The sequence below is a fragment of the Ancylomarina euxina genome, assembly GCF_003863355.1.
Lineage (GTDB): Bacteria > Bacteroidota > Bacteroidia > Bacteroidales > Marinifilaceae > Ancylomarina > Ancylomarina euxinus.
In genome coordinates, this window is record NZ_QQWG01000003.1 from 186156 (window position 1) to 211905 (window position 25750).

20 protein-coding genes are annotated in these 25750 nt (G+C 34.6%); 10 read left to right on the top strand and 10 right to left on the bottom strand.

From position 1 onward, the window contains the following. Positions 1-281 precede the first annotated feature (281 nt). The 5 genes from DWB61_RS04540 to DWB61_RS04560 all read right to left on the bottom strand — a co-directional run bounded on the left by DWB61_RS04540 (position 282) and on the right by DWB61_RS04560 (position 7576). Positions 282-1553, bottom strand: a complete 1272-nt coding sequence (locus tag DWB61_RS04540; protein ID WP_125029707.1) for a hypothetical protein — start codon at positions 1551-1553, stop codon at positions 282-284. 139 nt (positions 1554-1692) lie between these two features. Beyond that, positions 1693-1983: a hypothetical protein gene (locus tag DWB61_RS04545; protein ID WP_125029708.1), complete on the bottom strand. Its 291-nt coding sequence runs from the start codon at positions 1981-1983 to the stop codon at positions 1693-1695. A gap of 44 nt (positions 1984-2027) precedes the next feature. Then, positions 2028-4457, bottom strand: a complete 2430-nt coding sequence (locus DWB61_RS04550; RefSeq protein ID WP_125029709.1) for an ABC transporter permease — start codon at positions 4455-4457, stop codon at positions 2028-2030. Positions 4458-4494: 37 nt separating this feature from the next. Next, positions 4495-5157, bottom strand: coding sequence for an ABC transporter ATP-binding protein (locus DWB61_RS04555; RefSeq protein WP_225423353.1), 663 nt, complete (start codon positions 5155-5157; stop codon positions 4495-4497). 70 nt (positions 5158-5227) lie between these two features. Further along, on the bottom strand, positions 5228-7576 hold the full coding sequence (locus tag DWB61_RS04560) for an ABC transporter permease (protein ID WP_125029711.1): 2349 nt from the start codon (positions 7574-7576) through the stop codon (positions 5228-5230). Positions 7577-8091: 515 nt separating this feature from the next. Between DWB61_RS04560 and DWB61_RS04565 the strand changes: the two genes are divergently transcribed. The 3 genes from DWB61_RS04565 (at position 8092) to DWB61_RS04575 (ending at position 11371) form a co-directional block, all read left to right on the top strand. After that, entirely contained in the window at positions 8092-9468 is a 1377-nt protein-coding gene (locus tag DWB61_RS04565; protein ID WP_125029712.1) for a sigma-54-dependent transcriptional regulator, read from the top strand. 91 nt (positions 9469-9559) lie between these two features. Further along, complete coding sequence (locus DWB61_RS04570) at positions 9560-10816, top strand: sensor histidine kinase (RefSeq protein WP_225423354.1); 1257 nt, start codon at positions 9560-9562, stop codon at positions 10814-10816. 195 nt (positions 10817-11011) lie between these two features. Next, complete coding sequence (locus tag DWB61_RS04575) at positions 11012-11371, top strand: DoxX family protein (protein WP_125029714.1); 360 nt, start codon at positions 11012-11014, stop codon at positions 11369-11371. A gap of 70 nt (positions 11372-11441) precedes the next feature. Here DWB61_RS04575 and DWB61_RS04580 read toward each other — a convergent pair whose 3' ends face one another. Together DWB61_RS04580 and DWB61_RS04585 are read right to left on the bottom strand one after the other, a co-directional pair. Further along, the gene (locus tag DWB61_RS04580) at positions 11442-12884 is read right to left on the bottom strand and encodes a monomeric [FeFe] hydrogenase (RefSeq protein ID WP_125029715.1); all 1443 of its coding nucleotides are present in this window, start codon (positions 12882-12884) and stop codon (positions 11442-11444) included. Between the two features lie 183 nt (positions 12885-13067). After that, positions 13068-14480 (bottom strand): CCA tRNA nucleotidyltransferase, encoded by a 1413-nt coding sequence (locus tag DWB61_RS04585; protein ID WP_125029716.1) that lies wholly within the window; start codon positions 14478-14480, stop codon positions 13068-13070. 279 nt (positions 14481-14759) lie between these two features. Here DWB61_RS04585 and trxA (DWB61_RS04590) point away from each other — a divergent pair, with 279 nt between their 5' ends. The 7 genes from trxA (DWB61_RS04590) to DWB61_RS04620 all read left to right on the top strand — a co-directional run bounded on the left by trxA (DWB61_RS04590) (position 14760) and on the right by DWB61_RS04620 (position 22009). Next, complete coding sequence (gene trxA / locus DWB61_RS04590; protein ID WP_125029717.1) at positions 14760-15119, top strand: thioredoxin; 360 nt, start codon at positions 14760-14762, stop codon at positions 15117-15119. Positions 15120-15176: 57 nt separating this feature from the next. Beyond that, entirely contained in the window at positions 15177-15623 is a 447-nt protein-coding gene (trxA, locus tag DWB61_RS04595; RefSeq protein ID WP_125029718.1) for a thioredoxin, read from the top strand. Between the two features lie 384 nt (positions 15624-16007). Next, complete coding sequence (locus DWB61_RS04600) at positions 16008-18479, top strand: TonB-dependent receptor (protein WP_125029719.1); 2472 nt, start codon at positions 16008-16010, stop codon at positions 18477-18479. 71 nt (positions 18480-18550) lie between these two features. Beyond that, complete coding sequence (pnuC, locus tag DWB61_RS04605) at positions 18551-19150, top strand: nicotinamide riboside transporter PnuC (RefSeq protein ID WP_125029720.1); 600 nt, start codon at positions 18551-18553, stop codon at positions 19148-19150. Positions 19151-19186: 36 nt separating this feature from the next. Continuing rightward, entirely contained in the window at positions 19187-19813 is a 627-nt protein-coding gene (locus tag DWB61_RS04610) for a thiamine diphosphokinase (RefSeq protein WP_125029721.1), read from the top strand. A gap of 127 nt (positions 19814-19940) precedes the next feature. Continuing rightward, complete coding sequence (locus tag DWB61_RS04615) at positions 19941-20525, top strand: porin family protein (protein WP_125029722.1); 585 nt, start codon at positions 19941-19943, stop codon at positions 20523-20525. Between the two features lie 221 nt (positions 20526-20746). Next, positions 20747-22009 (top strand): DcaP family trimeric outer membrane transporter, encoded by a 1263-nt coding sequence (locus DWB61_RS04620; protein WP_125029723.1) that lies wholly within the window; start codon positions 20747-20749, stop codon positions 22007-22009. Positions 22010-22582: 573 nt separating this feature from the next. Here DWB61_RS04620 and dacB read toward each other — a convergent pair. The 3 genes from dacB to xseA form a co-directional block, all read right to left on the bottom strand. Beyond that, complete coding sequence (gene dacB / locus DWB61_RS04625; protein ID WP_125029724.1) at positions 22583-24010, bottom strand: D-alanyl-D-alanine carboxypeptidase/D-alanyl-D-alanine endopeptidase; 1428 nt, start codon at positions 24008-24010, stop codon at positions 22583-22585. A gap of 62 nt (positions 24011-24072) precedes the next feature. Then, positions 24073-24273 carry an exodeoxyribonuclease VII small subunit gene (xseB, locus tag DWB61_RS04630; protein ID WP_125029725.1) on the bottom strand — a complete coding sequence of 67 codons (201 nt, stop codon included), beginning with the start codon at positions 24271-24273 and terminating at the stop codon, positions 24073-24075. 59 nt (positions 24274-24332) lie between these two features. Then, positions 24333-25706, bottom strand: a complete 1374-nt coding sequence (gene xseA / locus DWB61_RS04635; RefSeq protein WP_125029726.1) for an exodeoxyribonuclease VII large subunit — start codon at positions 25704-25706, stop codon at positions 24333-24335. Positions 25707-25750 lie beyond the last annotated feature (44 nt).

The following is a 25750-nucleotide window of genomic DNA, read 5'->3' on the forward strand; positions in this document are numbered from 1 at the left end:
GAAAATATAGAAGATTATTTGTTGGGTTTTTTATTAACATATGTGAAGGTTTTAGGTTTTAAGGATGAAAGAACTTGTGTATTCAGTATTAAAATAATAAAAGATCCTTAAACAAGCATGCTGTGATTGCTTTATTATTCAAGTAGTTAGGATTGGGTGTGTTTTGAATTTGAGTGAATTGTTAGCAGAGGTAAATGACAAAACCACATGAAACTTGGGACTGTCAAGTTTCATGTGGTCTTGTTTTAGTTGTAAGTGCTTACTGATTGGGAGTGAGAATCTTAGTTTTGGAAAACGATTTTTTCGATTTCGTCCCATTTAAAGATACTGAATTCTTCAGACGAAGTGAAGATAAGTATTCCTGCATTTTTATTGGATACATCAGCCTGATCGCCCAGAAACAACTTCTCACCACTTTTTAATACAACTGCGGCATAATTATTTGCCATTGGTTTTATACTTTCAATATTTCTGAAAGGGATAGAGAATTTGATATCATCATTATAACCATTGAGTAATTCAGAATCCATAGCTTCATCCAAATCATAAACGATCACTCCTTCTAGTTCTTCGCCTGTTTTGGTGAAGACTTTGCCATATAGTCGTTCACTATTTGGGAATGACTTGTCGCATAGTGATTCCAGGGTTTTTTCTTCAAGAATCTCAAAGGAAATAAAATGTTTCCAGTGAAAATCAGCTCTTCCAATATTGGGAAGATTAACAATTATTCCTTTGTTACTAGAATTAACATCGTTAGTGCCGTATAGTTCTATTTCTCTGCCAGAAGCAAGTTTTACAAGACAGGCATTTTCTTGTTTAGTGATATTTTTTATCTTTCTGAAAGGAATCTTAAGATCACCATCAGAGGATTTTCCATCTAACTTATCATCTAATAATCGCTCATCGTGATCCCATTGAACAAAACCAGTAAATACACCTTGTGTTGTTGTTAGTTTGCCATAAATACCTTGGCCAAAGGAATCAGAGATCTTTTGTTTTGGACGGAAAAATTTGATCACATCTATTTTGTTCCAATTCAAACTAAGCATACCCAATTCAATATCTATAATTGAGATTCTAGTGTTAACATCATTCGAGCCTCCGCTTAAATTGATATATTTCTCAGACTTAAGTTCTAAGTTTACACTTTCTCTTCCTGTGATGGTTATGGATTTAATGTCTCCAAACCGGCACTGAAACTTTCTAGCCAGGTAATTTGTATTGTGTCTTTTATTATCGACGGAAACATTAATCCAATCTTTGTTGCTTGATCGAGAAGAGGATTTGTAGTTTGTCTTAAAATTCGATTTGTTTAAATATTTGAGATAGGGGTTGGATATCTTTTCCGAGTTAAAGATATCTGACAAGAAGACTTCTTCATCTCCCCATCGGATGGGACCTTCATAAGTTTTTCCTTCGATTGTAGTGATGCTACCATAAAGCATGCAATCGTTTTGTGCTGATACGGGAGTCGTTATGGTAATGGAACCAATCAAAAGAAATAATAAAAAGGAAACCTGATACCAAGATTGAATCTGCAGATATTTTTTCATTGTAAGCAAGCATTAAAATTCATATTGCCTATAAAACGAATAGTATGCTAAAAAGTTACAAGGTGATCTCAATAAAAGAGAAGGAAAAATATTCCTCGAAGGTTTTATTATTGAAACATCTTTGACATGATGATCTTGTTTAAATGTTTTGCTTTTTCCTAAATAAAATTTGAATGATTTTAGCTTTTTCAGCAGGGGTATATATTTGAATTAACTCCCAATCCTTATCATATTCGGCTATAGTTTTTTTAAGTTTGTAAATCTTTAGCAGATCCACAGTAATACCATCTTTTATATCCATATCATCAACGTCCCAAGGGAAAGATTCTAATCGGTATTGGAATTTTTGATTTGTCTTACCAATTTTCACTTCAACTTCTGCAAGTTCAGCTCCTATATCAATAGGTATGGGGATGCATAATTCTCTCATGACTTATTTTTATTATGTGACTGTTTATCTATTGAGTTATAATTCTATTCATATTTAATTGCCTTGGCAGGATCAGCTTCAGCTGCTTTGTACGACTGCCATGAAACAGTGAAAAGACCAATAATGAGTGAAATGATTAGTGTTAATATAAAGATCCATGCATGGATGTATATTCGATAAGGAAAATCTTGAAGCCAAATATTTAGTGCCCAATAGGCTATTGGAATTGCGATAATGTTAGCAATTATTATAAGTTTGAAAAACTCTCGTGTTAGGAGATAGACGATATTCCCAGTTGATGCTCCAAGGATCTTTCTTACACCAAGTTCTTTTGTGCGTTGTTCGGCCATGAATGATGATAAGCCAAATAATCCCATTGAAGCGATTAAGATGCTAATAATTGAAAAAACAATAAACATCAGAGTTAAGCGTTCTTCAGTTTTAAATCTGGTATTTATTTTATCATCTAAAAAGAAATAATTGAAGGAATGATTTGGACTAAATGTATTCCATGTTTTTTGGATATAAGCCAGCGTTTCACTCTGTTTGTATTGTTTGATTTTAATGTGTATCATTCTTCTATGCCTAGGAGATTCTGAAACAAACAGGCTGAGAGGTTCTATGGCTATACTTAGTGTTTGGTAATGAAAATCACTAATGACTCCAATAACTGTTCCTTTTCTAATATCTTTGTGTTCTCCGATAGAGACCCCAAATTGTAGTTTTTTACCTATAGCATTCACTCCCCAATTAAATTTCTGGCTGGCAGACTGGTTAACGATGAAAGCAGTGGTTGAATCTGTTTTTATTTCCCTAGAGAATGCTCTCCCTTGCATCAATTTAAGCTTCATTAAATTGATGTAATCGAAGTCGATGACATTAAAGTTTAATGCATATTCCTTCATCTTATTCTGGTCCTCATATAGGTGTAAGGTTTTTGAGTTTGAAAAACCAATTAGGAATGTAGATGTTGCAACAGCTTCAATATTCAGATTTTTTTTAAGTTCTGCCTTAAACTCGTTCATATTTACTTGCATTGAAGAGTCTAGAACAGGAGCAATAATGATATTCTCCTTGTTGAATCCCATGTCCTTATTTTTAAGGAAAAATAATTGGGATATGACAATTATGGTTCCGCTTATCATGATTGCAGAAACAGAAAACTGACAGATAACCAGAATTTGTCTCAAGAGTTTATTCCCAGTTCTGATTTTTCTAGTGCCCTTAAGGATAGGGGCTGGTTGGAATGCTGATAAATAGAAAGCAGGATAAGATCCGGAAACAATACCCAGAATAAATGTGATCGCAATAATAAATAAAAAAACATCAGGTGTTTCATAAATACTTAGAACCAAATCCTTGTTTACAACCAGGTTGAAAAGTGGAAGTATAAGTTCTACACTAATAATCGCTATAATTAATGCTGAGAATGTTAACGTTAAGCTTTCCAAAAGAAATAATCGTATAATGCTTTCTTTTTGAGCACCTACAACTTTGTGCATTCCGACTTCTTTGGCTCGTTTGCTCGATCTGGCCGTAGCCATATTCATATAATTAATGCCTGCAATCGTAAGGATGAATAGAGCAATAGCAAACAGGATGTAGATGTATTTAATATTACCTGTTGGTGCGTCCCAATTCAAATCTGACTTTAGATGTATATCAGCTATTTTTTGAAGAACAATTTTAAAATCAACCCCTATTTGATTCCCAAATTCCTTCATATACTTTTCGTAATAGAGTGGGAATTTCTTTTCTACATTAGCAATATTTGCATTGTCTTTGAGTAGAATAAACGTATAAATACTAAAATTCCAAAAGGCCTCTGGTCCAAGGGAGTTAAAGTGTTTTTCCTTATCACGTTCAACAAGCGTGCTTATTGAAAAGAGAATGTTAAACTTAAAATGAGAATTAGATGGGATATCTTTAATGATACCCTTGACTGTGAATTTATGAGTGTCATCAACTAGAATAACTTTTCCGATAGGATCTTCCGTGCCAAAGTATTTTTTAGTCAATGTCTGATTTATTATGACAGAGTTTGGTTCTGTTAATACTTTTTTCGGATCTCCTTTAATCAATTCATAAGAGAAGATATCAAAAAGACTCGAGTCTGTATAGGCGATACCCTCCTCATAAAAGTCTTTATCGTTATATTTTATTTGTTGTTTGCCAGATGGAATGAATCGAATGTATTCCTCCACTTCAGGGAAATAATCTTTGAAAGTAGGCCCCATAGGCAAAGACGAAGGTGCTATTCGATCTTGTTTACCATTTAGAACAAAATCTGATCCAATTCTATAAATACGCTCGTGTTTGATATTGTATTTGTCGTAGGAAAATTCATCACGAATAAATAGAGTAATTAAAATAGTACAGATTAATCCTATGGACAATCCTGCCATATTTAGAGCAGAATAGAACTTATTCCTCGATATATTTCTGATAATTGTTATAAAGAAATTCTTGAGCATAGGATTATTGTTTTGATTCCATTTTTTTTAAAGGGTTTTAGAGTTTTTGTCTCATGTTTTCAGTTACGATATGTCCATCAAAAAGTTGGATGATTCGATGAGAGCGATCAGCATCAGATGGTGAGTGCGTTACCATTACAATGGTAGTGCCTGCCTCATTAAGTTGCGTAAGCAAGTTCATAACTTCTTCTCCATTAGCCGAGTCGAGATTACCCGTTGGCTCATCGGCGAGAATCAGTTTTGGATTTGTAATCACCGCTCGAGCTATAGCTGCTCTTTGTTGCTGCCCACCTGATAATTGTTGAGGAAAATGCTTGGTTCTATGTGCAATTTTCATTCGATCCAAAACTTCATTAACACGTTTTTTGCGTTCTGAACTTGAAACTTTCATATAGAGTAATGGAAGTTCAATATTTTCATAAATGGTAAGTTCTTCAATTAAATTAAAACTTTGAAAAACAAAGCCAATATTTTCTTTACGTAGGTTGGTTCGCTGACGTTCACTATAGCCATCAACTTGTGCATCATTAAAAAATAGTTCGCCACTTGTTGGATTATCTAATAAACCTAAAATATTTAGGAGTGTCGATTTACCGCAACCCGAAGGTCCCATGATAGCAACAAATTCGCCCTCGTTTATTTCTAGGTTCACATTATTCAGAGCATTGGTTTCCACCTCGTCTGTTCTGAACGTTTTCATTAAGTTATTTGTTTTTATCATGATATTTAAAATTTCAAATTCTGAAAATATGTTGTTCCTTTTATTAAGCTTATTCGTATCTGATAGCCTTTATTGGTGTGATTGATGATATTTTATAAGTCTGATAAAAAACGGTAATAAAAGCGATTAGTATTGATAATAGTCCAGCTCCTAAAAATTCAAACCAAGAAATATGTATTCTGTATGCAAAGCCTGCTAACCACCATTGCATAAGGAAGTAAGTAGTAGGCCAAGCAATTAAGTTAGCTAATAAAATCCATCTCAAAAAACGAATAAGGAATGATTTGAATAGGTGTTGGAATTCAGCACCAAAAACTTTCCGAATTCCCATTTCTTTAAATTTTTGTTCTATAATGTATGATGATAAGCCAAACAATCCAAGTGAGGATATAATTATGGCAATTAAAGTGAAAGCGATAAATATCGAACTCATACGTGATTCTGCCTTATATAGATAAGAAAAATCGTCTCTTAAAAGGCGATGTGAAAAAGGTATTTTAGGATAACACTTTTTCCAGGTCTCACCAATTTTATTGATAATGGGTTGTTCATTGCCATCAGTTTTAATTGCAATATATTTAAACTCATCAGAAATAATAAGCATTATTAGAGGTTTTACTCCGACTTGCAAGCTGTTGAAATTAAAATCTTTGACAATGCCAATAACTTCACAGTCATATTCCCATATTTTAACTTTCTGACCGATAGTATAGCTCATTTTCATGGCAGAAGCTGCAGCTTCGTTTATAATTAGTTTTAAACTATCACCACCTTGTTTCGATGAAAATGCGCGACCATGAATAACTTCCATTTCAAAGGTTTCAATAAAATCATAATCAACAAAACTTAATTGAAATAATGTGTTATCAGCATCCGTCGATTTACCTTTCCAACTGACATCAGATGTCGAGTTCGAAAAATTAATAGGCATCTGATTCGCAGCTGTAACTTTAAGCACTCCAGGTATTTTAATTAAGTTTTCTTTTAAGTGAGAATAGTGCTCATGAAAATCATCCATCATTTCAATGTAGATGATGTTATCTTTCTGATAACCAACATCTTTGTCCTGGAGATAATCTAATTGTTTGTAGATGATACTTGTGCTAATAATCAATCCAACTGAGATGGTAAATTGGATGATAACCATCAGTTTGCGGAATAAATGAGAATCGCTATAAAGTTTACCTTTTAGAATCCTTATTGGTTTAAAAGATGACAGATATAGTGCTGGGTAACTACCCGAAATAAAACCAGTGAACAGAACGATAGCTGCAAAGGATAATAATAGCGTTGTGTCTGAAAATTTCAGGGATAGATCTCTTTGTGTTAATTCCTTAAAGAAAGGTAGAAGTAACTCTACTGATACAATTGCCAATCCAAAAGCAAGTAGGCTGATGAAGATTGATTCGGCCATGAACAATGCAAATAATCCTCTTTTGTGTGCACCAACCACTTTTCTGACGGCCACTTCTCTAGCTCTGCGTTCTGAACGTGCTGTAGATAAATTCATATAATTGAAACAAGCAATCAAAAGAATAATAAAAGCAACTAAAGAAAAAATCCGGACATAAAGTATGGGGCTAAGCTTTTTTCCACTGATGGAGTGTAAGTGGTAATCAGTAAATGGCTGAAGAGCTAGGTCTGCATTTGATTGTTCCAGATTTTGTTTGATGTACGGTTTAATAATTGTTTCCAAACCTGGAATATAGGTCTTTTTCTTAACTTGAATGAGAGTTAAGAAGGCGTGTGAATCCCAGTTGTTTAGGTTGAAGCTCCAATTCTCTTTTATGAAATTGAAGGGTAATAAATAATCGAAATAGAGTGAAGAGTTTTTGGGTGAATCCTTAAGTACTGCACTAACGTGATAGTTAATATTTGAATTTATACTGATGACTTTCCCTAAAGGATTAGTCTCACCGAAATATTTTTTAGACATCTTCTCGGTAATAACTATAGATCTTTCATCGGGCATAACCAAGTTTGGATCTCCAAGTAAAACCGAAAAACTGAACATTTTGAAGAAATCTGTATCGACACATAGGCCAGAACCTTCAATAAAAGTTGATCCCCCAATTGTTAGCATTAATTTACCCCAGGTTCTTGATATACGAGTAGCTTTATCAATCTCGGAGATATCTTCTTTTAGCTTTATAGCAAGTGGTGCAGGGGTTGCATATACGGTAAATATTTCCCCGTCTGCATAGGTTTGATTTTCATAAACGCTGTATATCTGACTCTTGTTGTCGTGAAAAGAATCAAAGCTAAGTTCATACTCAACCCAAAGTAAAATAAGTAAGCTACAAGTTATCCCGGTAGCCAAACCTAAAATATTGATCAGTGAGTATCCCTTTTGAAGATATAGCTTTCTGAAAACAGTATTTAAGAATATTTTGAGCATTAAGTAATTAGTTTGATATATATATGAGATATATTATGTTTTGTGTTTTTAAGTTTGGATGTGATTAATCTTTCCTAATTTGATTGCGTTATTTTCGACATTAAAATAGTATTAATTTTCATTAATAAATGTTATTGATAAAAGAGAATGATTGAATTTTCGGTTTTATGTTAGGCTTTCTGTGAGCTACTAACTGATTAAATTCACTTATAATTAAGTCTAGCTTTATTGTAAGATTAAATATTTTACATATGATGTAGTAGCTAGATTTGTGCCAAAGGGTTTTATGTATTGTTTGTTAGTATGTTGGGTGATATCGGTGTTTCTTTTAGTAGGCTGAAAATGATCGATATTAGAACAATGTTTGTACGAAATCGAACGTTTTTGTTTTGATTTTGAATTTTTAGTTCTACCTTGATGTTCGATTTTGGACACATCAAAATCAATATAATGATGAAAAGCTTTAGTTTGTCTACAATTTGGAGGCTAAAGCAATCGAGATATAAAAAATAGAAATAATGAGTAAAGTCGGAAAAATTTTAGCGATAGATGATAATGAGGATATATTGTTCTCTTTGAAGCTTCTTTTGAAACAGCATGTTGAATTAATACACACAGAGTCGGATCCTGAATTGATTCCAAAGTTGATGAAACAAGAAACTTATGATGTGATTCTTTTGGATATGAATTTCACAAAAGATGCGATAAGTGGGCAGGAAGGTTATCACTGGTTGAATCGGATTATTGAACTGGATCCTCGTGCAGTGGTTCTTTTTATTACTGCCTATGGTGATGTCGAAAAATCTGTAAAAGCAATAAAAGCCGGAGCAACTGATTTTATTTTAAAGCCTTGGCAGAACGAAAAATTAATGGCAACTATTTCTTCAGCGATTAAACTTAGAAAATCGAAGGAGGAGGTGACTCAACTGAAAACGAAGCAGAAAGAGTTAAATGCAGTACTTGATCAGCCATTTAATGATTTTATTGGCGTGTCACCAGAGATGCAAACTGTTTTTAGTACTATTCAAAAGGTAGCGGTTACTGATGCTAATGTATTAATTCTCGGAGAAAATGGAACAGGTAAAGAGTTAGTTGCCAGAGCTCTTCACCGTAATTCGGCTAGAAAGGATGAGGTCTTTATTAGTGTCGACTTAGGATCTATTAATGAGAATTTATTCGAGAGTGAATTGTTTGGACATGTAAAAGGTGCTTTTACTGATGCTAGAACAGATCGTCCTGGTCGTTTTGAAATTGCATCTGGAGGGACACTTTTCCTTGATGAGATTGGTAATCTGTCTTTACCTATGCAAGCTAAATTACTGACTGTTCTCGAAAGAAGAGAGGTGATTCGAGTTGGATCCAATAAGCCAATTCCTATTGATATTCGCTTGATTTGTGCTACTAATATGCCAATTCTTCAGATGGTTGCTGAGGAGAATTATAGACAAGATTTATTATACAGAATAAATACCGTAGAGATAAGTTTGCCATCACTTGGTGAACGATATGAGGATATTCCTTTGTTGGCGGAACATTTTTTACGGATCTATGCTAAGAAATACAAGAAGAGTTTTGGACCACTTTCTAAAGCTTGTATCAATAAGTTGTATGATTACTCATGGCCAGGAAATGTACGGGAACTTCAGCATTTGATGGAACGTGCGGTTATTATGGCGGATGATAATAATTTACAACCAAGCGATTTCCAAATCAATCCGGGACATTCACAGCAAGGAGATGTTGAATTAGATAGTTATAATCTGGAAGAAGTGGAGAAGAATATCATTCAGAAAGTATTAAAAACCAATCAGGGAAATATTTCGAAAGCAGCCGGAGAACTTGGTTTAACTAGAACATCCTTGTATCGAAGATTAGAAAAATATGGTTTATAAAAGTTTCAGACTTAATTTTGTTTTAAGAATAATAGCACTCTCCGTGACTATTTTTCTATTCGCTTTTGTTCTGTCAAAAAATAATTATTTTATGACGGCAGGCCTTATTTTTCTTGTTATTATCTATCAGATATACGAAATGATTAAGTATGTTGAAAAAACCAACAGGTTGCTTAAGAATTTCCTTGAATCGATACGATATTCAGATTTTACTAGAAATTTTAAGGTACAAGGTTTAGGAAGTTCCTTCGATAAATTGCAAGAATCATTTAATGCCGTTATTTCTGATTTTCAGAAAATAAGGGCTGAAAAAGAAGAGCATTATTTCTATTTACAAACCGTTATCCAGCATATTGGAATTTCATTGATTGCATTCCATCGTGATGGTTCTGTTGAGATGATAAACAATGCTTCTAAAAAACTGTTTCAAGTTAGTAACTTGGCTAAAATTCAAGATCTTGAAAGTTTTAGTCCCGAGTTCGTTGAGGCTCTTTTGAAACTGAAGCATGGTGAAAATACGCTTATTAAGGTTAATGATAATGATGATATTCTGCAATTAGCGATCTATGCAACTGAATTTAAAATAAACGATAGGCAAGTTATCTTGGTGTCAATCAAAAATATTCAGTACGAACTGGAAGAGCAGGAGATTGAATCCTGGCAGAAACTCATACGGGTTCTAACGCATGAAATTATGAATTCGATAACGCCTATTTCTTCATTATCAAACACTTTAACTACAATTCTCGATGATTTTGGAATGAATAATGTTAGTAAGTTTGATAAACATGATCAGGAGACTATTACTGAAGTAAAGATGGCTTTGTCTACGATTCAGAAGCGGAGTTCAGGTTTATTGCACTTTGTTGATACTTATAGGAATCTAACGAAGATACCTAATCCGAACTTTAGCATCTTTCCTGTAAAGCAGCTTTTCGACAATATTCATATGTTGATGAAAGAGGAGATGAAGAGACGAAATATTGAGTGTATTATAGAAATTGAACCTGAAACCATCGAACTTTCAGCTGATGAGCTTTTGATTGAGCAAGTTTTAATTAACTTAATAAAGAACTCTATACACGCCCTGGATCATACTGAGAATCCTCAATTACGATTGAGAGCTTATTTGAATAAAAGAGGACGTATTTCAATTCAGCTAACCGATAATGGGCAAGGGATTATAAAGGAGGTTTTAGACAAAGTTTTTATTCCGTTTTTTACAACTAAACCGAAGGGGTCAGGAATTGGCTTGGCACTCTCTAAGCAAATCCTTCGTTTGCATGGTGGAACCATAACTGCTCATTCTGTGCCAGACGAAAAAACGACTTTTACTTTAACATTTTAGCCTATGTGGTACTAAACACCTAAAGATATCGTATGATGAATAAAGGCAAGTGAGATTCGTTTCGCTTGCCTTTATTCTTTTTTTAACCAAGACTGTAATTGAACCTATAGTATTATTGCTGGTTTTAATTCTTTGTGTATCAGAATAAAATGGATATATTTATTTAGCGCTAGTATTAATAAATATCAAATTATGATGGAAAGATGGAACAAAATTATTTACTGGATTGGAACAGGACTATTATCAGTAATGATGTTAATGTCCGCATCAATGTATATTTTAAATCATGAGATTGTAAGTCAAACTTTTGTCAGCTTGGGATTTCCAATTTATATTATTTATCCTCTAGCTATTGCAAAAACATTGGGTGTTATTGCTATTCTTTCGAGGAAATCTAAGTTTCTTAAAGAGTGGGCATATGCAGGTTTCTTTTTTGATTTTGTATTAGCCCTGTCTGCACATTGGGTTGCTAACGACGGCGAATTTATGCCTGCTTTTGTCGCTCTAATTCTATTAATCTTATCCTATAGATTCGATGAAAAAGTTTTTGCTTAGTAATTGATTAAAAATCAACATATAAAAAAAAGTTGGCATTGAGCCAACCTTTTTTATTAAGAAGTTCTTCCTATAAATCTTCAGGAAACTCTTTTAAGTTATTTAGATATATTTTCATGCCCGTTTTAGGATCGTAATTCGAGCTTGGACCCGCAATACAGCCACCTTCGCATGCCATTACTTCGATGAAATTACCACTGGTTTTTCCAGTCTTAGCAAAAGCCTTAAGCATATTAATTTTCTTCTTATCTAATCCGTTTACGATAACAGGTTTAATATTAACATATGGTTTCACTTCAAGAACCGATTGTGCTACACCGCCGCTTGCAGCATAAGCGCGACCATGGTTCTTAATAGATCGATCGAGTTCAATAGGATTGCCATCGATGTTAATATGCCATCCTGCAAATAAACCAGAAAGTTCTTCAAATGTCATCACATAATCGACATTAGGGTCCGACATTCCTTCGCGTCGCTTGGCTATACATGGGCCTATAAACACGAATTTACCATTAGGATATTGTTTCTTTGCTAACTCAGCAGCATAATACATTGGACTCTTGGTATGTGATACATACTGCTCCATGATTGGAATATGTTTTTTTACGGCTGAAACATAAGCTGGACAGCATGAAGTTGTCATAAATGGAGCCTTATCTTCAAGACGTTCGAGTAGTTCGTCAGCTTCATTTATTGTTGTTACATTAGCACCCTTAGCAACTTCGATCACATCCTGGAAACCGAGTTCTTTAATAGCTCCAATAACATTTTCAGTTTTATATTTAAATTGACCATAAAGGGCCGGTGCAACCAAAGCGATTGTTTCCTGTTCAGATTTTAAAGATTTCATCACATCAATAATCTGTGAATTCTCCATAATTGAACCAAAAGGACAAGCTGTGATGCATTTTCCACAGTCGATACATTTATCTTCATCGATTTGTTCTTTACCATGCTCGTTTTTAGTAATGGCCCCAACAGGACATACATTTTCACATGGAACAGGCATAAATATGATTGAATGATATGGACAAACATTCATGCAAATGCCGCAGTTGATACAACTCTTTGGATCGATTTGAGCCTGACCATTTGCATTCCAACTTACAGCATCTTTAGGACAGTTCATCATACATGGATGAGCAACACAACCTTTGCATAGGTTGGTTACGATATATGAATTCTGAACACAGGATGTACAAGCTTCATCTACTACAGTTAATATTTTTTCAATTGGCTTTTCACGCTGCATAGCCTCTGTTGCATATTCAGCTAAAGTTTTGAGTTCATCGCGATCATCTTTAAGTTCGCAACCTAATAGTGGAATTAATTTTTCCTTAATTATCACTCTTTCTTTAAAAATACAGCAACGATCAGTGTACTCTCTGTTGCGTGGAGCCATTTCCAGAGGGACTCTATCAAGGTTTGTGATAAGCTTTTCTTCGTTAAAGAGTTCAGCCATATTTGCTACTAAATCTCTTCGGATAATCATGGTATTATCAACGTAAGCCATATTTTGGTATTTAGGTGTACTAGTTAGATTGATTTTGACGCCGCAAAAGTAGATATAATATGCTTTTTTTAGTGAAAGATTTATATGTTATTTAATTATGTTGTCATAAAATTTAGTTTAACAAAAAAGCTCGGATGATTCATCCGAGCTTTGTATGCCAATTATTTGATCTTGTAACTTTTTTTATTTCTTTCCGACAGCTTTTAAGCCGAGTTCTTCCCCTTTTTTAAGCATGAATTGATAGGCATCATCATAGTTATTTTGAATTTCCCCATCGAGAATGGCATCTTTTATTGCAGTTTTTATATCACCAATAACACGTGATGGAGAAAGGTTGAATGTGCTGATAATTTCTTCACCGCTGATTGGAGGTTGGAAATTGCGAATGGTATCTTTTTCTTCAACTTCTTTTAATTTCTGGCGGACCAATTGGAAGTTGTCAAGAAATTTTTTGACTTTGGCTTCGTTTTTTGAAGTAATATCAGCCTCACAAAGGAGCATTAATTCGTCAATATCATCACCTGCATCGAAAAGTAAACGGCGAATAGCAGAATCGGTCACAACCTCTTGTGCTAAAACAATAGGGCGCATATGTAATGAAACCATTTTTTGAACAAATTTCATTTTTTCATTCAAGGGCAGTTTCATATTCTTAAATATTTTAGGAACCATCTTCTCGCCAATAAAATTGTGAGCGTGGAAAGTCCAGCCAATACCTTTTACAAATTTCTTCGTTTTAGGTTTTGCAATATCGTGAAGTAAAGCTGACCAACGCAACCATAAATTGTCAGAATGGCAGCATAAATTATCGAGTACTTCAAGTGTATGATAGAAATTGTCTTTGTGACTAATGCCATTTCGAGTTTCTCGACCTTTAAGTTTCTGGAATTCGGGAAAGATGATATCAAGCAAACCTGATTCATCCAGTAGTTTAAACCCAATTGAAGGCATAGGTGACATCACAATTTTATTCATTTCCTCAATGATTCTTTCTTGAGAGATGATATGTATTCTATCCTTATTGGTTTTAATTGCTTCGAAGGTCACAGCTGAAATTTTGAAGTCTAATTGTGTAGCAAAGCGAATTGCACGCATCATTCTAAGCGGATCATCCGAAAAGGTGATCAAAGGATCAAGAGGTGTTTTTATAATCTTGTGCTGAAGATCCTCAACGCCACCAAATGGGTCAAGTAATTCGCCAAAATTGTCTTTATGCAAGCTTAAAGCCAGAGCATTAATGGTGAAATCTCTTCTTTTCTGATCATCATCTAAAGTGCCATCTTCCACTATAGGATTACGCGATTCTCTTTGGTAAGATTCTTTTCGAGCCCCAACAAATTCAACTTCAAAACCTTTGTATTTAAGCATGGCTGTGCCATAGCTCTTAAAAATAGAAACATTGGTATTGCCTGCTTTTGCAGCCACTTTTTTTGCCAATTCAATGCCACTGCCAATTACAACAACATCAATATCTTTTGATTCTCGTTCAAGAAAAAGATCTCTAACAAAACCTCCAATAACATAGGATTCAAGGTTTTCTTTAGTAACAATTTCTGAAAGTATAGGAAATATAGGGTGTGTTAAAAATCTCTTCACGTTCTTATCTTGTTTGTATATCAATACGGGAGTTTCAATTCAGTTTGTAAACGATTTACGCTCCACGAAGAGACAAAATTACAATTATTTAGGATGATTCTAAAATATAAGCTTAGATAATGTAGGGGCACCTGAAATAGAAGCGCTCTTTTTTGATCTAAAATCTTACTTTTCTTATTTATTAATAAGGCATTTTGTCAGTTTTTAACTGATTTTAATTTTTGGCATACTAATTGACATGTAAAAATCTATATATGTGTATTAATTAAATTTATAGTTATGGTAGAGCATTTAACATTAGCATCTTTCAAAGAAAAGGTGTTTGATTTCGAAAATAATAAGGATTGGAAATTTGAAGGTAATAAGCCTTGCTTAATTGATTTTTATGCCGATTGGTGTGGACCTTGTAAAATGGTCGCCCCTATTCTGGAGGATCTAAAAAAGGAGTATGGCGATAAATTAGAGATCTATAAGATTAATACTGAAGAAGAGAGAGAGTTATCTTCAATTTTTGGAGTTCAGAGTATTCCTTCACTCTTATTTGTACCTCAAGAAGGACAACCACAAATGGCACAAGGTGCTCTTTCTAAAGAATCCTTTAAGCAAGCTTTTCAGGATGTTTTGGGTGTGAGTGAATAATCTTTGAAAACGTGATAATTCAACTATATTTGAGCATTAATATTTAATCAGACTATTATGAGAATATTTATAAAATCAGCCTTTTTATTAAGTTTTGTATTGCTAGGACTAAGCAGTTTTTCGCAATCAAAAGTTATTGCTTTGGACGATAAGGGTTTTAAAGAAAAAGTTTTTGATTTCGAGAAAGAAAAGGAGTGGGTGTTTAAAGGTGATAAACCGGTAATAGTCGATTTTTATGCAACTTGGTGTGGTCCATGTAAACGAGTTGCACCAATTCTGGAAGAGTTACAAGAGGAGTATGGTGATGCTATTCAAATTTACAAGGTCGATACCGATAAGGCAAGAGCCGTTTCAGCTGCATTTGGTATCACAAGTATCCCTTCTTTCTTGTTTATTCCTGCCAAAGGTCAACCCCAGATGGCGAAAGGGGCTTTTCCAAAAGCGACCTTTGTGAAAGCTCTAACTGAAGTTATGGGTGTAAAGAAAGTGATTAAAGAGAAATAGAAGATCGTTAAGTCTTTAAATATGAGAGCACCCAATTGTATTGGGTGCTTTTTTGTGTTTAAAACATTTCGATACTATCACACATTCCTTGTATCTTTGCTGATAATGATAAATTTATGTCATTTCATTTCGAAATGAATTGAGACTTGTATTTTAAGCAAATCAAATTACCTTTGCGCACTAATAACAGTGGGGTGCCTTAAATAAACGGGCTGAGATTATACCCTAAGGAACAGATTCATTTCGGTTTCTTACACCTGATCCGGATAATGCCGGCGTAGGGAATTGCGAAAATACTATTCGCCTGATATCTCATCTTAAGAACCTCATTGCAATATTTTTTTATCGAATGCTGATTTTTCAGCCTAAAAAAACTTTATTGTAATGTCTACAAACAAATTCAATTCATTATTTACGAAAGTAGTTTTACTACTTATCTTTCAATTCTTCTGTTTTGAAGGATTTTCTCAGCTAACACTTAAGGGAAGGGTTTTAAATCAGGATGGCGATCCGCTTCCAGGTGCGGCAGTCGTTATCAAAGGGAGTATGCATGGCGTTTCTACAAATGCAGATGGAGAATATCAATTTGAAAACTTAAAATCTGGTTCTTATGAGCTTATGGCAAGCTTTCTAGCTTTCGAGCCTCAAACTCAGGAGATTGATCTTAGATCAGATTTAACTTTAGATTTTGTCCTTGAATATTCGGCTATACTTGCCGATGAGGTGTTGGTGTCGGCTACTCGTGCAGATGCTAAAACGCCAGTTGTTGTAACTAATGTAAGTAAGGAAGAATTGTCGGAAAGAAATTTAGGTCAGGATATTCCTATGCTATTGTCCTTAACACCTTCATTTGTTACTTCTTCCGATGCCGGAGCTGGAGTTGGATATACAGGTTTTAGAATTAGAGGATCAGATGCCAATCGTATTAATGTTACTGTTGATGGTATTCCATTAAATGATTCAGAATCACATGGTGTTTATTGGGTAAACATGCCTGACTTTACTTCATCATTAGATGATATTCAAATTCAGCGTGGTGTGGGAACATCGACTAGTGGGGCAGGTGCTTTTGGTGCAAGCATCAACATGCAAACACAAAATGTGAACACTCAACCATATGCTGTAATTTCTAGCTCGGCGGGTTCATTCAATACATTTAAGAATACGCTTAAGTTTGGAACAGGTTTAAAGAAAGGTTTTGCTTTCGATACCCGTTTATCAAAAATTACATCAGATGGCTTTATCGATAGGGCTAGTTCTGATCTGCAATCGGCTTATTTTTCTGCAGGATACTATGGTGATAGAACAAGTGTAAAGGCTAATGTAATCGTAGGTAAAGAAAAAACATACCAAGCTTGGAATGGTGTACCGAAAGTTCGTTTAGAGAACGATGAAGCAGGTATGCAACGTTATGCTGATCATGGTTTGGTCAGTCAGGAAGTGGTTGATCATATGCTAACTTCTGATTCTCGTACTTATAATCAATATACTTACAAGAACGAAACGGATAACTATTGGCAGAAGCATTACCGTTTGTTCTTAACACATTTGTTTAAGGATAATACCAAGTTCAATCTAGCTTTTCATTATACTCAAGGTGAAGGTTATTACGAGCAGTTTAAGAAAAATGATAAGCTTAAAAAATATGGTTTGTCTCCTATTCTAATTGGAACTGATACTATTAAGAAAACCGATTTTATTCGTCGTAAATGGTTGGATAATGATTTCTACGGGACTGTATTTTCTTTTTCGAAGAATATGCAAGGACTTGATCTAGTTGCTGGTGGTGGCTGGAACAAGTATGATGGTGATCATTTTGGTGAAATTCGTTGGATGAAAAATGCCGGTGATACCTTCTTAGGTGATAAGTATTACGACAATAAAGGGACTAAGGAAGAATATAATGCCTACGTCAAAGCGAATGTTGCAGTTGATAATTCCTTGAGTTTGTATGCCGATTTGCAAGTAAGAGGGATTGATTATAAAATTAAAGGGACTGACTCGGATTTAAGAGATGTGAGCCAAAAACACGATTTCTTATTCTTTAATCCTAAATTGGGTGTGAATTATGAATTCAACGAGAATAATCGTCTTTTTGCTTCGTTTTCAATAGCTAATCGAGAACCCAATCGTAGTAATTATACTGATGCAAAACCGGATAATGTGCCTACAAGTGAACGTTTGTACGATTATGAATTAAGTTATAAATTGTCTAAAGAAAACTTCCTTTTTGAGGCGAATCTGTTTTATATGGATTATAAAGATCAGCTCGTTCTTACTGGCGAAATTAACGATGTAGGGGGAGCTGTGATGGTCAACGTTGATAAATCATACAGAACAGGTATAGAGCTGAGTGCATCAACAAACCTTACCAAATATATTTCATGGAAAGGAAATTTATCTTTGAGTAAAAATAAAGTTAAGAATTTTGTTGAGCATGTTGATAATTGGGATAACTGGGAAACTGGCGAGCAAACGATTAATGAATTAGGAACTACTGATTTGGCTTTTTCACCCAATGTAACGGCTAACTCAATCTTCTCTTATAATAAATCAGGATTCGGAGTTCAGTTTATTTCTCAATATGTAGGTAAACAGTACATTGATAATTCATCGAATAATGACAGAAGTCTTGATGCTTATTCTGTATCTAACATGAATTTCTCGTACGAATTCAAACCTAAGTTTGCTGAGAGTTTAAAATTTAATGTTTTGGTAAATAATGTATTTAATGCAGAATATGAGTCGAATGCATGGGTTTACTCATACATTTATGGTGGCGAACGTTTTGCTATGGATGGTTATTTCCCTCAAGCAGGAACTAACTTTATGGCAGGTTTAAGCCTTACTTTTTAAGAAGAATAATTTATAAAAGACCTCAACCAAGCTGAGAGATCTCTTTCAGCTTGGTTATATAAAAAAATGCAATGTTAGATTGGATCAGTTCAAATAGTGTTGAAATAATAGGAACTCTTTCTGGGTTCATCTTTCTGTATTTAGAGATTAAGCAGAACAAATGGCTATGGCCTGTTGGTTTATTCTCTGCTGTGATGTATATCTATGTGTTTTTTGTTGCCAAGTTTTATGCTGATATGGGCCTGCAGTTTTACTATGTATTTATAAGCGTATACGGTTGGTTCCATTGGTCGCGATCGAAAGGGCAAAATGCAAAAGAATTACCCATAGTCAATTTAGGTAGGACTCTGTTTTTTAAACTTTTACTGGCAAGTTTATTCATCTATATCGCAATCTCCTTTGTTTTGGTCAATTATACGGATTCCCCAATACCTTATTTGGATTCATTTACAACCGCTTTAAGTATTGTGGCTACTTGGATGCTGGCGCAAAAGATACTTGAACAATGGTTGGTATGGGTTATTGTAGATGCCGTCTCTATGGGCTTGTATCTTTATAAGGAACTGTACCCAACTGCTATTTTGTTTGCCTTTTACACGGTCTTGGCTTTTTATGGCTATACCCAATGGAAAAAAGATCTTGCAAAGTCCAAAGCAATCGAAAGCAAATAGCTATTTTTGTGACTTATCATCTTATAAGATAGAAAAATGAGATCACGATCAGCAGTTATATTGGCCAATGGCAGCTTTCCCACCAATAAAATACCCTTAGATATCCTAAAAACTTCAGAGTTTATTGTTTGTTGCGATGGCGCGATTAATAAACTTGAGGCCGCGGATATAAAAGCTCATGCCATTGTCGGTGATTTAGATTCCCTTACCAATGATTTAAAACGAAAGTATCAGGATATTATTCATCATTTTTCAAATCAGGATACCAACGATTTAACCAAAGCTGTAAATTGGTGTTTGTCTAATAAATACAATGATATTACAATCGTGGGGGCTACTGGCGAACGTGATGACCATATGATTGGAAATATTTTTCTCCTGCCATCTTACACTAAAAAGATGAAAGTTAGAATGCTGACCGATTATGGTACGTTTACGCCTGTAATACGCTCCAGAAACTTCGATAGCTATATTGGTCAACAAGTTTCAATCTTCTCACCACAATCAGAAACGACTATTACGACTGCTAACCTACGCTACGAACTTACCAATCAAAAATTAGACATGCTGTGGCAAGGCACTTTAAACGAATCGATGGGTGATAGCTTTCGTATCGATTTTGAAGGGGATTCTCTAATTATCTATCAGGAGTATGAAAAATAATTTGTTCTGTGTTAACCATTTTTCCTGTGATGAATAGTACTTTAAAAACTTGACAGATTTGACAGATCATAATATGAAATAATTAGGATAAGTTTATGTCATTATAAACTAACCCTAAAAAAATATTATGAAGAAAATTTTAGTTGTTATTTTTGTGTTGATAGCTTCTTATAGTTACGCACAAGATCTTAAATTTGGCTTAAAGGCTGGTTTGAATTTTGCAAATACTGCGGGATCTGATGTTGAAAATAATAAAGTTAATACTCGCTTTTATTTTGGTGGTTTTTTAAACACGCCAATTAGCGATATTGTTTCTTTTCAGCCAGAATTACTAATTTCTATGCAGGGAGTTAAAGCTGATGAAGACATTTCTGATATGAATGTAGAAATTAACACAACTTATCTAAATATTCCTTTATTGTTTAAAATGCGTTTAGGGCCTTCAAATACAGCTCATTTTTATGCAGGTCCACAGTTAGGGTTTGTTTTAAAAGCTGAGCAAGAGGTTGAGATGGGTTCTACTACGAATACTGAGGATATAAAGGAATTCATGAATACAGTAGATTTTAGTTTAAATTTAGGCTTCTCGTTTAATGTAAGTGAAGATTTTGCTTTAGATTTAAGATATAATAGAGGTTTCACTAAACTTCTTGAAGATGGAGGGAAAGCTTATAACTCGGTAATTCAATTAGGAGCTTCTTACTCGTTTTAATTTGCTGAAAAATATTATTTAATAAACCTCTAAGTATTTTATTTCTTAGAGGTTTTTCTTTATCCATTAATGGCTGCCTTTGTTTTTTTTCGTACACATCCTCACATCACTAAATCACCACATTCTAGTATCCTCAAATCGTCACATCTTTCCTTTAACACATTTTAACTCTCATTAAAAAAACTATCTTTGCGGCAAATATAAAATTTTAAGCAATTGCTATGAAGCGCAACAACTACTTACTACTATTCCTTTTATTTTTTTGCAGCACAAACCTATTGTCTGCACAATCAACCGAAGAGAAAAAGCCTATTAAAGTAAAATTTGGTGGCTATGTACACTCTTTATTCTCATACGATACCCGTCAAACAGTGAGTGCTCGTGAGGGGCATATCTTTTTGTATCCTACCGATGAAGTATTAGATACCAATGGTAAAGATCTTAATGAAGGTGGTGTTTTCAATTTGGCTGCTATACGAACTCGTTTTAATGCAAAAATTACAGGTCCAGACGTTTTTGGCGCTGAAACCAGTGGTTTGCTTGAGGCTGACTTTATAGGTAATAGCAATACCGATGTTAATGGTGTGCGTTTGCGTCATGCCTATGTCAACTTATCATGGGGTAAAACTTCATTATTGGTAGGACAAACTTGGTCACCCTTATTTGTTACCGAGGTATTTCCTGGAACAGTAGGTGCCAATTCAGGTTTACCATTTAAACCATTTACTCGTAACCCTCAAATTAGACTGACTCATAAAACAGAGAATTGGAAATTCTTGGCAGCTTTAGCTACTGAACGTGACCATATCAGTACTGGTCCTGATGGTTATAGTAATAAATATCTACAAAATGCGGGTTTACCAATCATGCAAGGTCAAATTCATTACTATTCTGGGAAGCATATCATTGGTGCTAGTGCTGAGTTTAAGACAATCAAACCTACTTTAAAAACTTCAACCAATTATAAAGCTGAAGAAACGCTTTCTTCATGGGCAGTGATGGGTTATTTTAAACTAGATTTTAAGCCTCTTACTTTTAAAGCACAAGCGACTTACGGTTCTAACCTTACCGATATGTTAATGTTGGGTGGTTATGCTGCAAAAAGTTTAAATGCAATAACGAATGAAGCTTCTTATACACCTATTAAGGTATTAGGAACATGGTCTGAATTATCGTATAAGAAAAATGATTATGAATTTGCTTTATTAGCTGGTTATTCTAAAAACTATGGAGCAGACGATAATGTTGCTCTTGATCTTGAAGGTAAGCAAATGCTTTATAGTCGTAGTCAGAATATTGGAGAGTTGTACCGTATTGCACCTCGCGTATGTAAAAAAATCAATCAATTAAAAATTGAATTGGAAGTTGAACATACTGCTGCTGCTTATGCTGATGAAAATGGCATGAATGAGAAGGCTGAGGTGATTCATTCACATTGGGTAGCGAATACTCGTGTAATGCTTGGCTTATACTACTTCTTTTAAAAGATCTAAAAAAATATTACCACAAGGCTTCATTGGTTTTAAATCAATGAAGCCTTTTTGCTATCTGACTATATAAGATCGCCGTAGATGCTGGTTTGCAAAGAACTGCTACTCAGTTGGTGTATCTATCCATCCAGTTAAGACATTCCATAAGTCAGTTGATATGTTGCGTCATCCAGTTGATTTGTTCCGCTATCTAGTTATGACATTCCGCCGCTCGGTTGATCCGTTCCGCCACTCAGTTGATCCGTTCCGCCATCCAGTTATGACATTCCGCCACTCAGTTGATCCGTTCCGCCATCCAGTTATAATATTCCGCCGCTCGGTTGATATGTTCCGTCATTAGGTTATTACAATCTGTTATATGGTTGTAACCATTCATTCTTACTCTTTTAAAAACAGAAGAATATGAGTTGTAAAGTTTAGGTAATATAAAGCAAAAGGGTGATAGGGAATGTAAGTAGCTCCCTCTGTGCTGCAACCGTTTGGTTATTCTCTCAAGCTTTGAGATGCTAGTTGAAAGGGAGTGTTACTAGATTGTAATACGAAGCAGGCATATTACAGCTTACAAAATTAGTGCTGAGAAAGCTCAATAAGCAGTGATTCCAAGCTCTCATTTAAGAGTTTTGTACTACAAGAATAATTATTGATGATGAGGCTAATGGCGATTTGCTGTCCATTTTTTTTTGTGAGCAAACCAGAATAGGAACGAACACCTGTCATGCTTCCTGTTTTCGCTTTAAAATTCCCAGCTAAATCGCTCTGTTGACCAAAGCTTTTTAGAGTCCCATTTTTACCTGCTATGGGTAGTGAATTAAAAAATATCTCAGCATTTTCACTCTTATTCATCAGAGTCAATATTTGATTCAGTGCCTTTGCAGATATAGCGTTAAAGTGTGATAAACCACTTCCATCGAATAGAAATAAGCTTGTGGAGTCGATCCCCTTTGATTGCCAAAATTCTTTTACAGCCTCTAAACCTGATAGCCAGCTAGCTTCATTTTTTTTGCTCATTCCAATCTGAAATAGGAGATGATCAGCAAATAGGTTGATACTTTTTTGATTGGTTATTGCTACGATTTCAGATAAAGGTGGTGAATTAAATTGGACTAGTGTCTTTTGTGTTTTAGTCTTAAAACTTTGTTCTTTTATTTGGATTCCTCCTGCATAAAGAACATTTCTTAAATCTGAAAGCAGTACAATTTCAGGTTTAGAGCTGGCACCTTTAACTTTAAAGTCAGATCGGTTTTGAGGAATAGTTCCTTCAATAAGTCTGTGTTCACTTGCTGTTCCCCCAAAAATGTAAGCTCTGTCTTTATTGATAGTAGAACTCAATACCTCATTGGAAAAACTTATTCCATTTTGCTTACTATCAATCTTTTTTATCTCTGTAAGTGTACCAGCTTCTTTTGATTCAAAATGCAGGGTGTAAGTATTGTCCCTATAGCTTAGAGCATGAGGTACTGCCCCATAATAGTTGCCAATATCTTCCCAAATCCATGTTCGTGGAATTGAGCTTTTGAAGTAGCTATTATCAATTATAAGCTTACCATTAATCTGAGAAATCCCGTTGTTTTTAAGCTCCTTATATATTGAGGATATAAAGCGGTTGTTCTGAGGGAAATATTTAGAGGCCAAAGTAGGATCCCCATAGCCTTTGATAACGAGGTTGCCCATTAATACACCGTCTTTATCAATTCTACCCGTAATAAAAACATCCGTTCTAAATTGAAAATCAGCACCTAAAATTTCGAGAGCTGTAGCCGTGGTTACAAGCTTTTGAGTGGAAGCAGGTGTTAAACTTTTCTCAGAGTCACTTTCAGCAAGAAATTCACCCGTTTTCAGATCCCGAATCTCAATTCCAATACTAGCAGATTTAAAATGCGCTTGCTCCACAAAACGATCAACGATTTTTTGATCGCTTTGTTTTTGAGCAGATGCTGTGAAACAAACTAATAAAAGGTATCCGATGAAACTTAAATTTAGAGTAAATCGTGTCATTATGATGTGAGTAAATCTTTTGGTTGGTATGCGTCAATTCTTAATTCATAATCCGTAATTATTTACTCTTCCATTTCATTTAGAATGTTCTCAACTTCTTTTTCGGTATTGTGTAGTTTTTCTTTACAGATTTTCAGAAGCTCTGACACACGTTTCACTTTATCTGAAAGTTGATCCACATCTAATTCTTCGTTTTCGATTGCCTGAATCGTTTCTTCAATTTCACTTAGGGCTTCGCGGTAGTTTGTTTTCTTTTTAGGCATGGTATTAATTATTTATGATTTCGGAATCTAGATTGATGATTAAAAATTGAGATATAGTTTTATTTTTTTATCTGTTTAATTTGACTCTCAATACTTCCTTTTGCAAATTTGGTTTCTATGATATCGTCTTCTTTAAGTTGGCTGATATCTTTTATTATCTTCCCATTGCTAAGTGTTAAGGTATAGCCCTTTTTCAAAATATTTTCAGGATCTGCATATTTTGCACTCTGTTCGAAAAGTTCAAGTTGATGCTTGTGTTTATTAAAGAATCGTCGACTAACGTTTTTTTGTTTTAAAATAAACTGATTAAGCCTCATTTGCTCCATATCTAGCTGGTGCTTGATACTCAACTTTAAATCGAATGAGAAGGATTGTAGTTGATGTTTTGAGTTACGCAAAAGACTTTTACCAGAAGAAATAATGCTTTGTCTGAGCATATCCAATTGGTTGTTCTTACTCGCAAGAATTTGATGAACCAGTGGTGTGAATTTTTGAGAAAGCTGCTGTAGTCGATCAGACGATTCCATTAGAATATCTTGGACACCAGCTAAGAAATTTTCCTGTAACCCTTCGTGATAGGATTCACATTCATCGAAACAATCGATTAAGAATTCGGCAGCAGCAGTTGGTGTTTTTACTTTTACATTGGCAACCATATCTACAACACTCTCATCGCGTTCATGACCAATTCCAGAGATAACGGGTAAGGGAAATTGTGCGATGTTTTGAGCCAAATCATAATTGTCGAAACAATTCAGATCAGATGTAGATCCACCACCACGAATAATCACCACTACATCGAAAATGTCTTCGTAAGCGTATATCTTTTCGAGCGTTGCTATGATTGAAGCTTCAGCCTGATTCCCCTGCATAATAGCAGGAAACAGTTTGTGATGAAATTGATAGCCTTGGGCGTTATTCTCAAGCTGGTCCACAAAATCTTCATAACCCGCAGCTGTTGGCGATGAAATAAGAGCAATCGTTTTAGGAATTTCTGGAAAAAGAAGATCCCGATTCATATCGAAAACACCTTCTTGTTTCAATCTATCAATCACCTCTTTTTTCCTTCGAGCCATATCGCCCAAAGTGTAAGTCGGATCAATGTCTTTTATATTGAGGCTATAGCCGTATATTTCTTGAAATTCAATACTAACTTTAATTAAAACTTTAATGCCAGAAGTAAGGGTTTGTCCGGTGCTGGTTTTAAAATATGGATTTAGCATTCTAAAAGCATAGGCCCAGATAGTGGCTCTAGCTTTGGCGGTAATTTGATCTGTATTTTCGTCTTTTTCGATTAACTCCAGATAACAATGTCCTGTTTGAGTTTGCCTCAGTTCTGATATTTCAGCAACTACCCATATCTCATCCGAAAAGGCATCGGATAAATGCGATTTGATTTGATTGTTTAGTTGATATAAGGATATGCCTTTCACAGATTTGATTTTAAAGGTAAATTGATTCTAGGTTTTCGGTTATA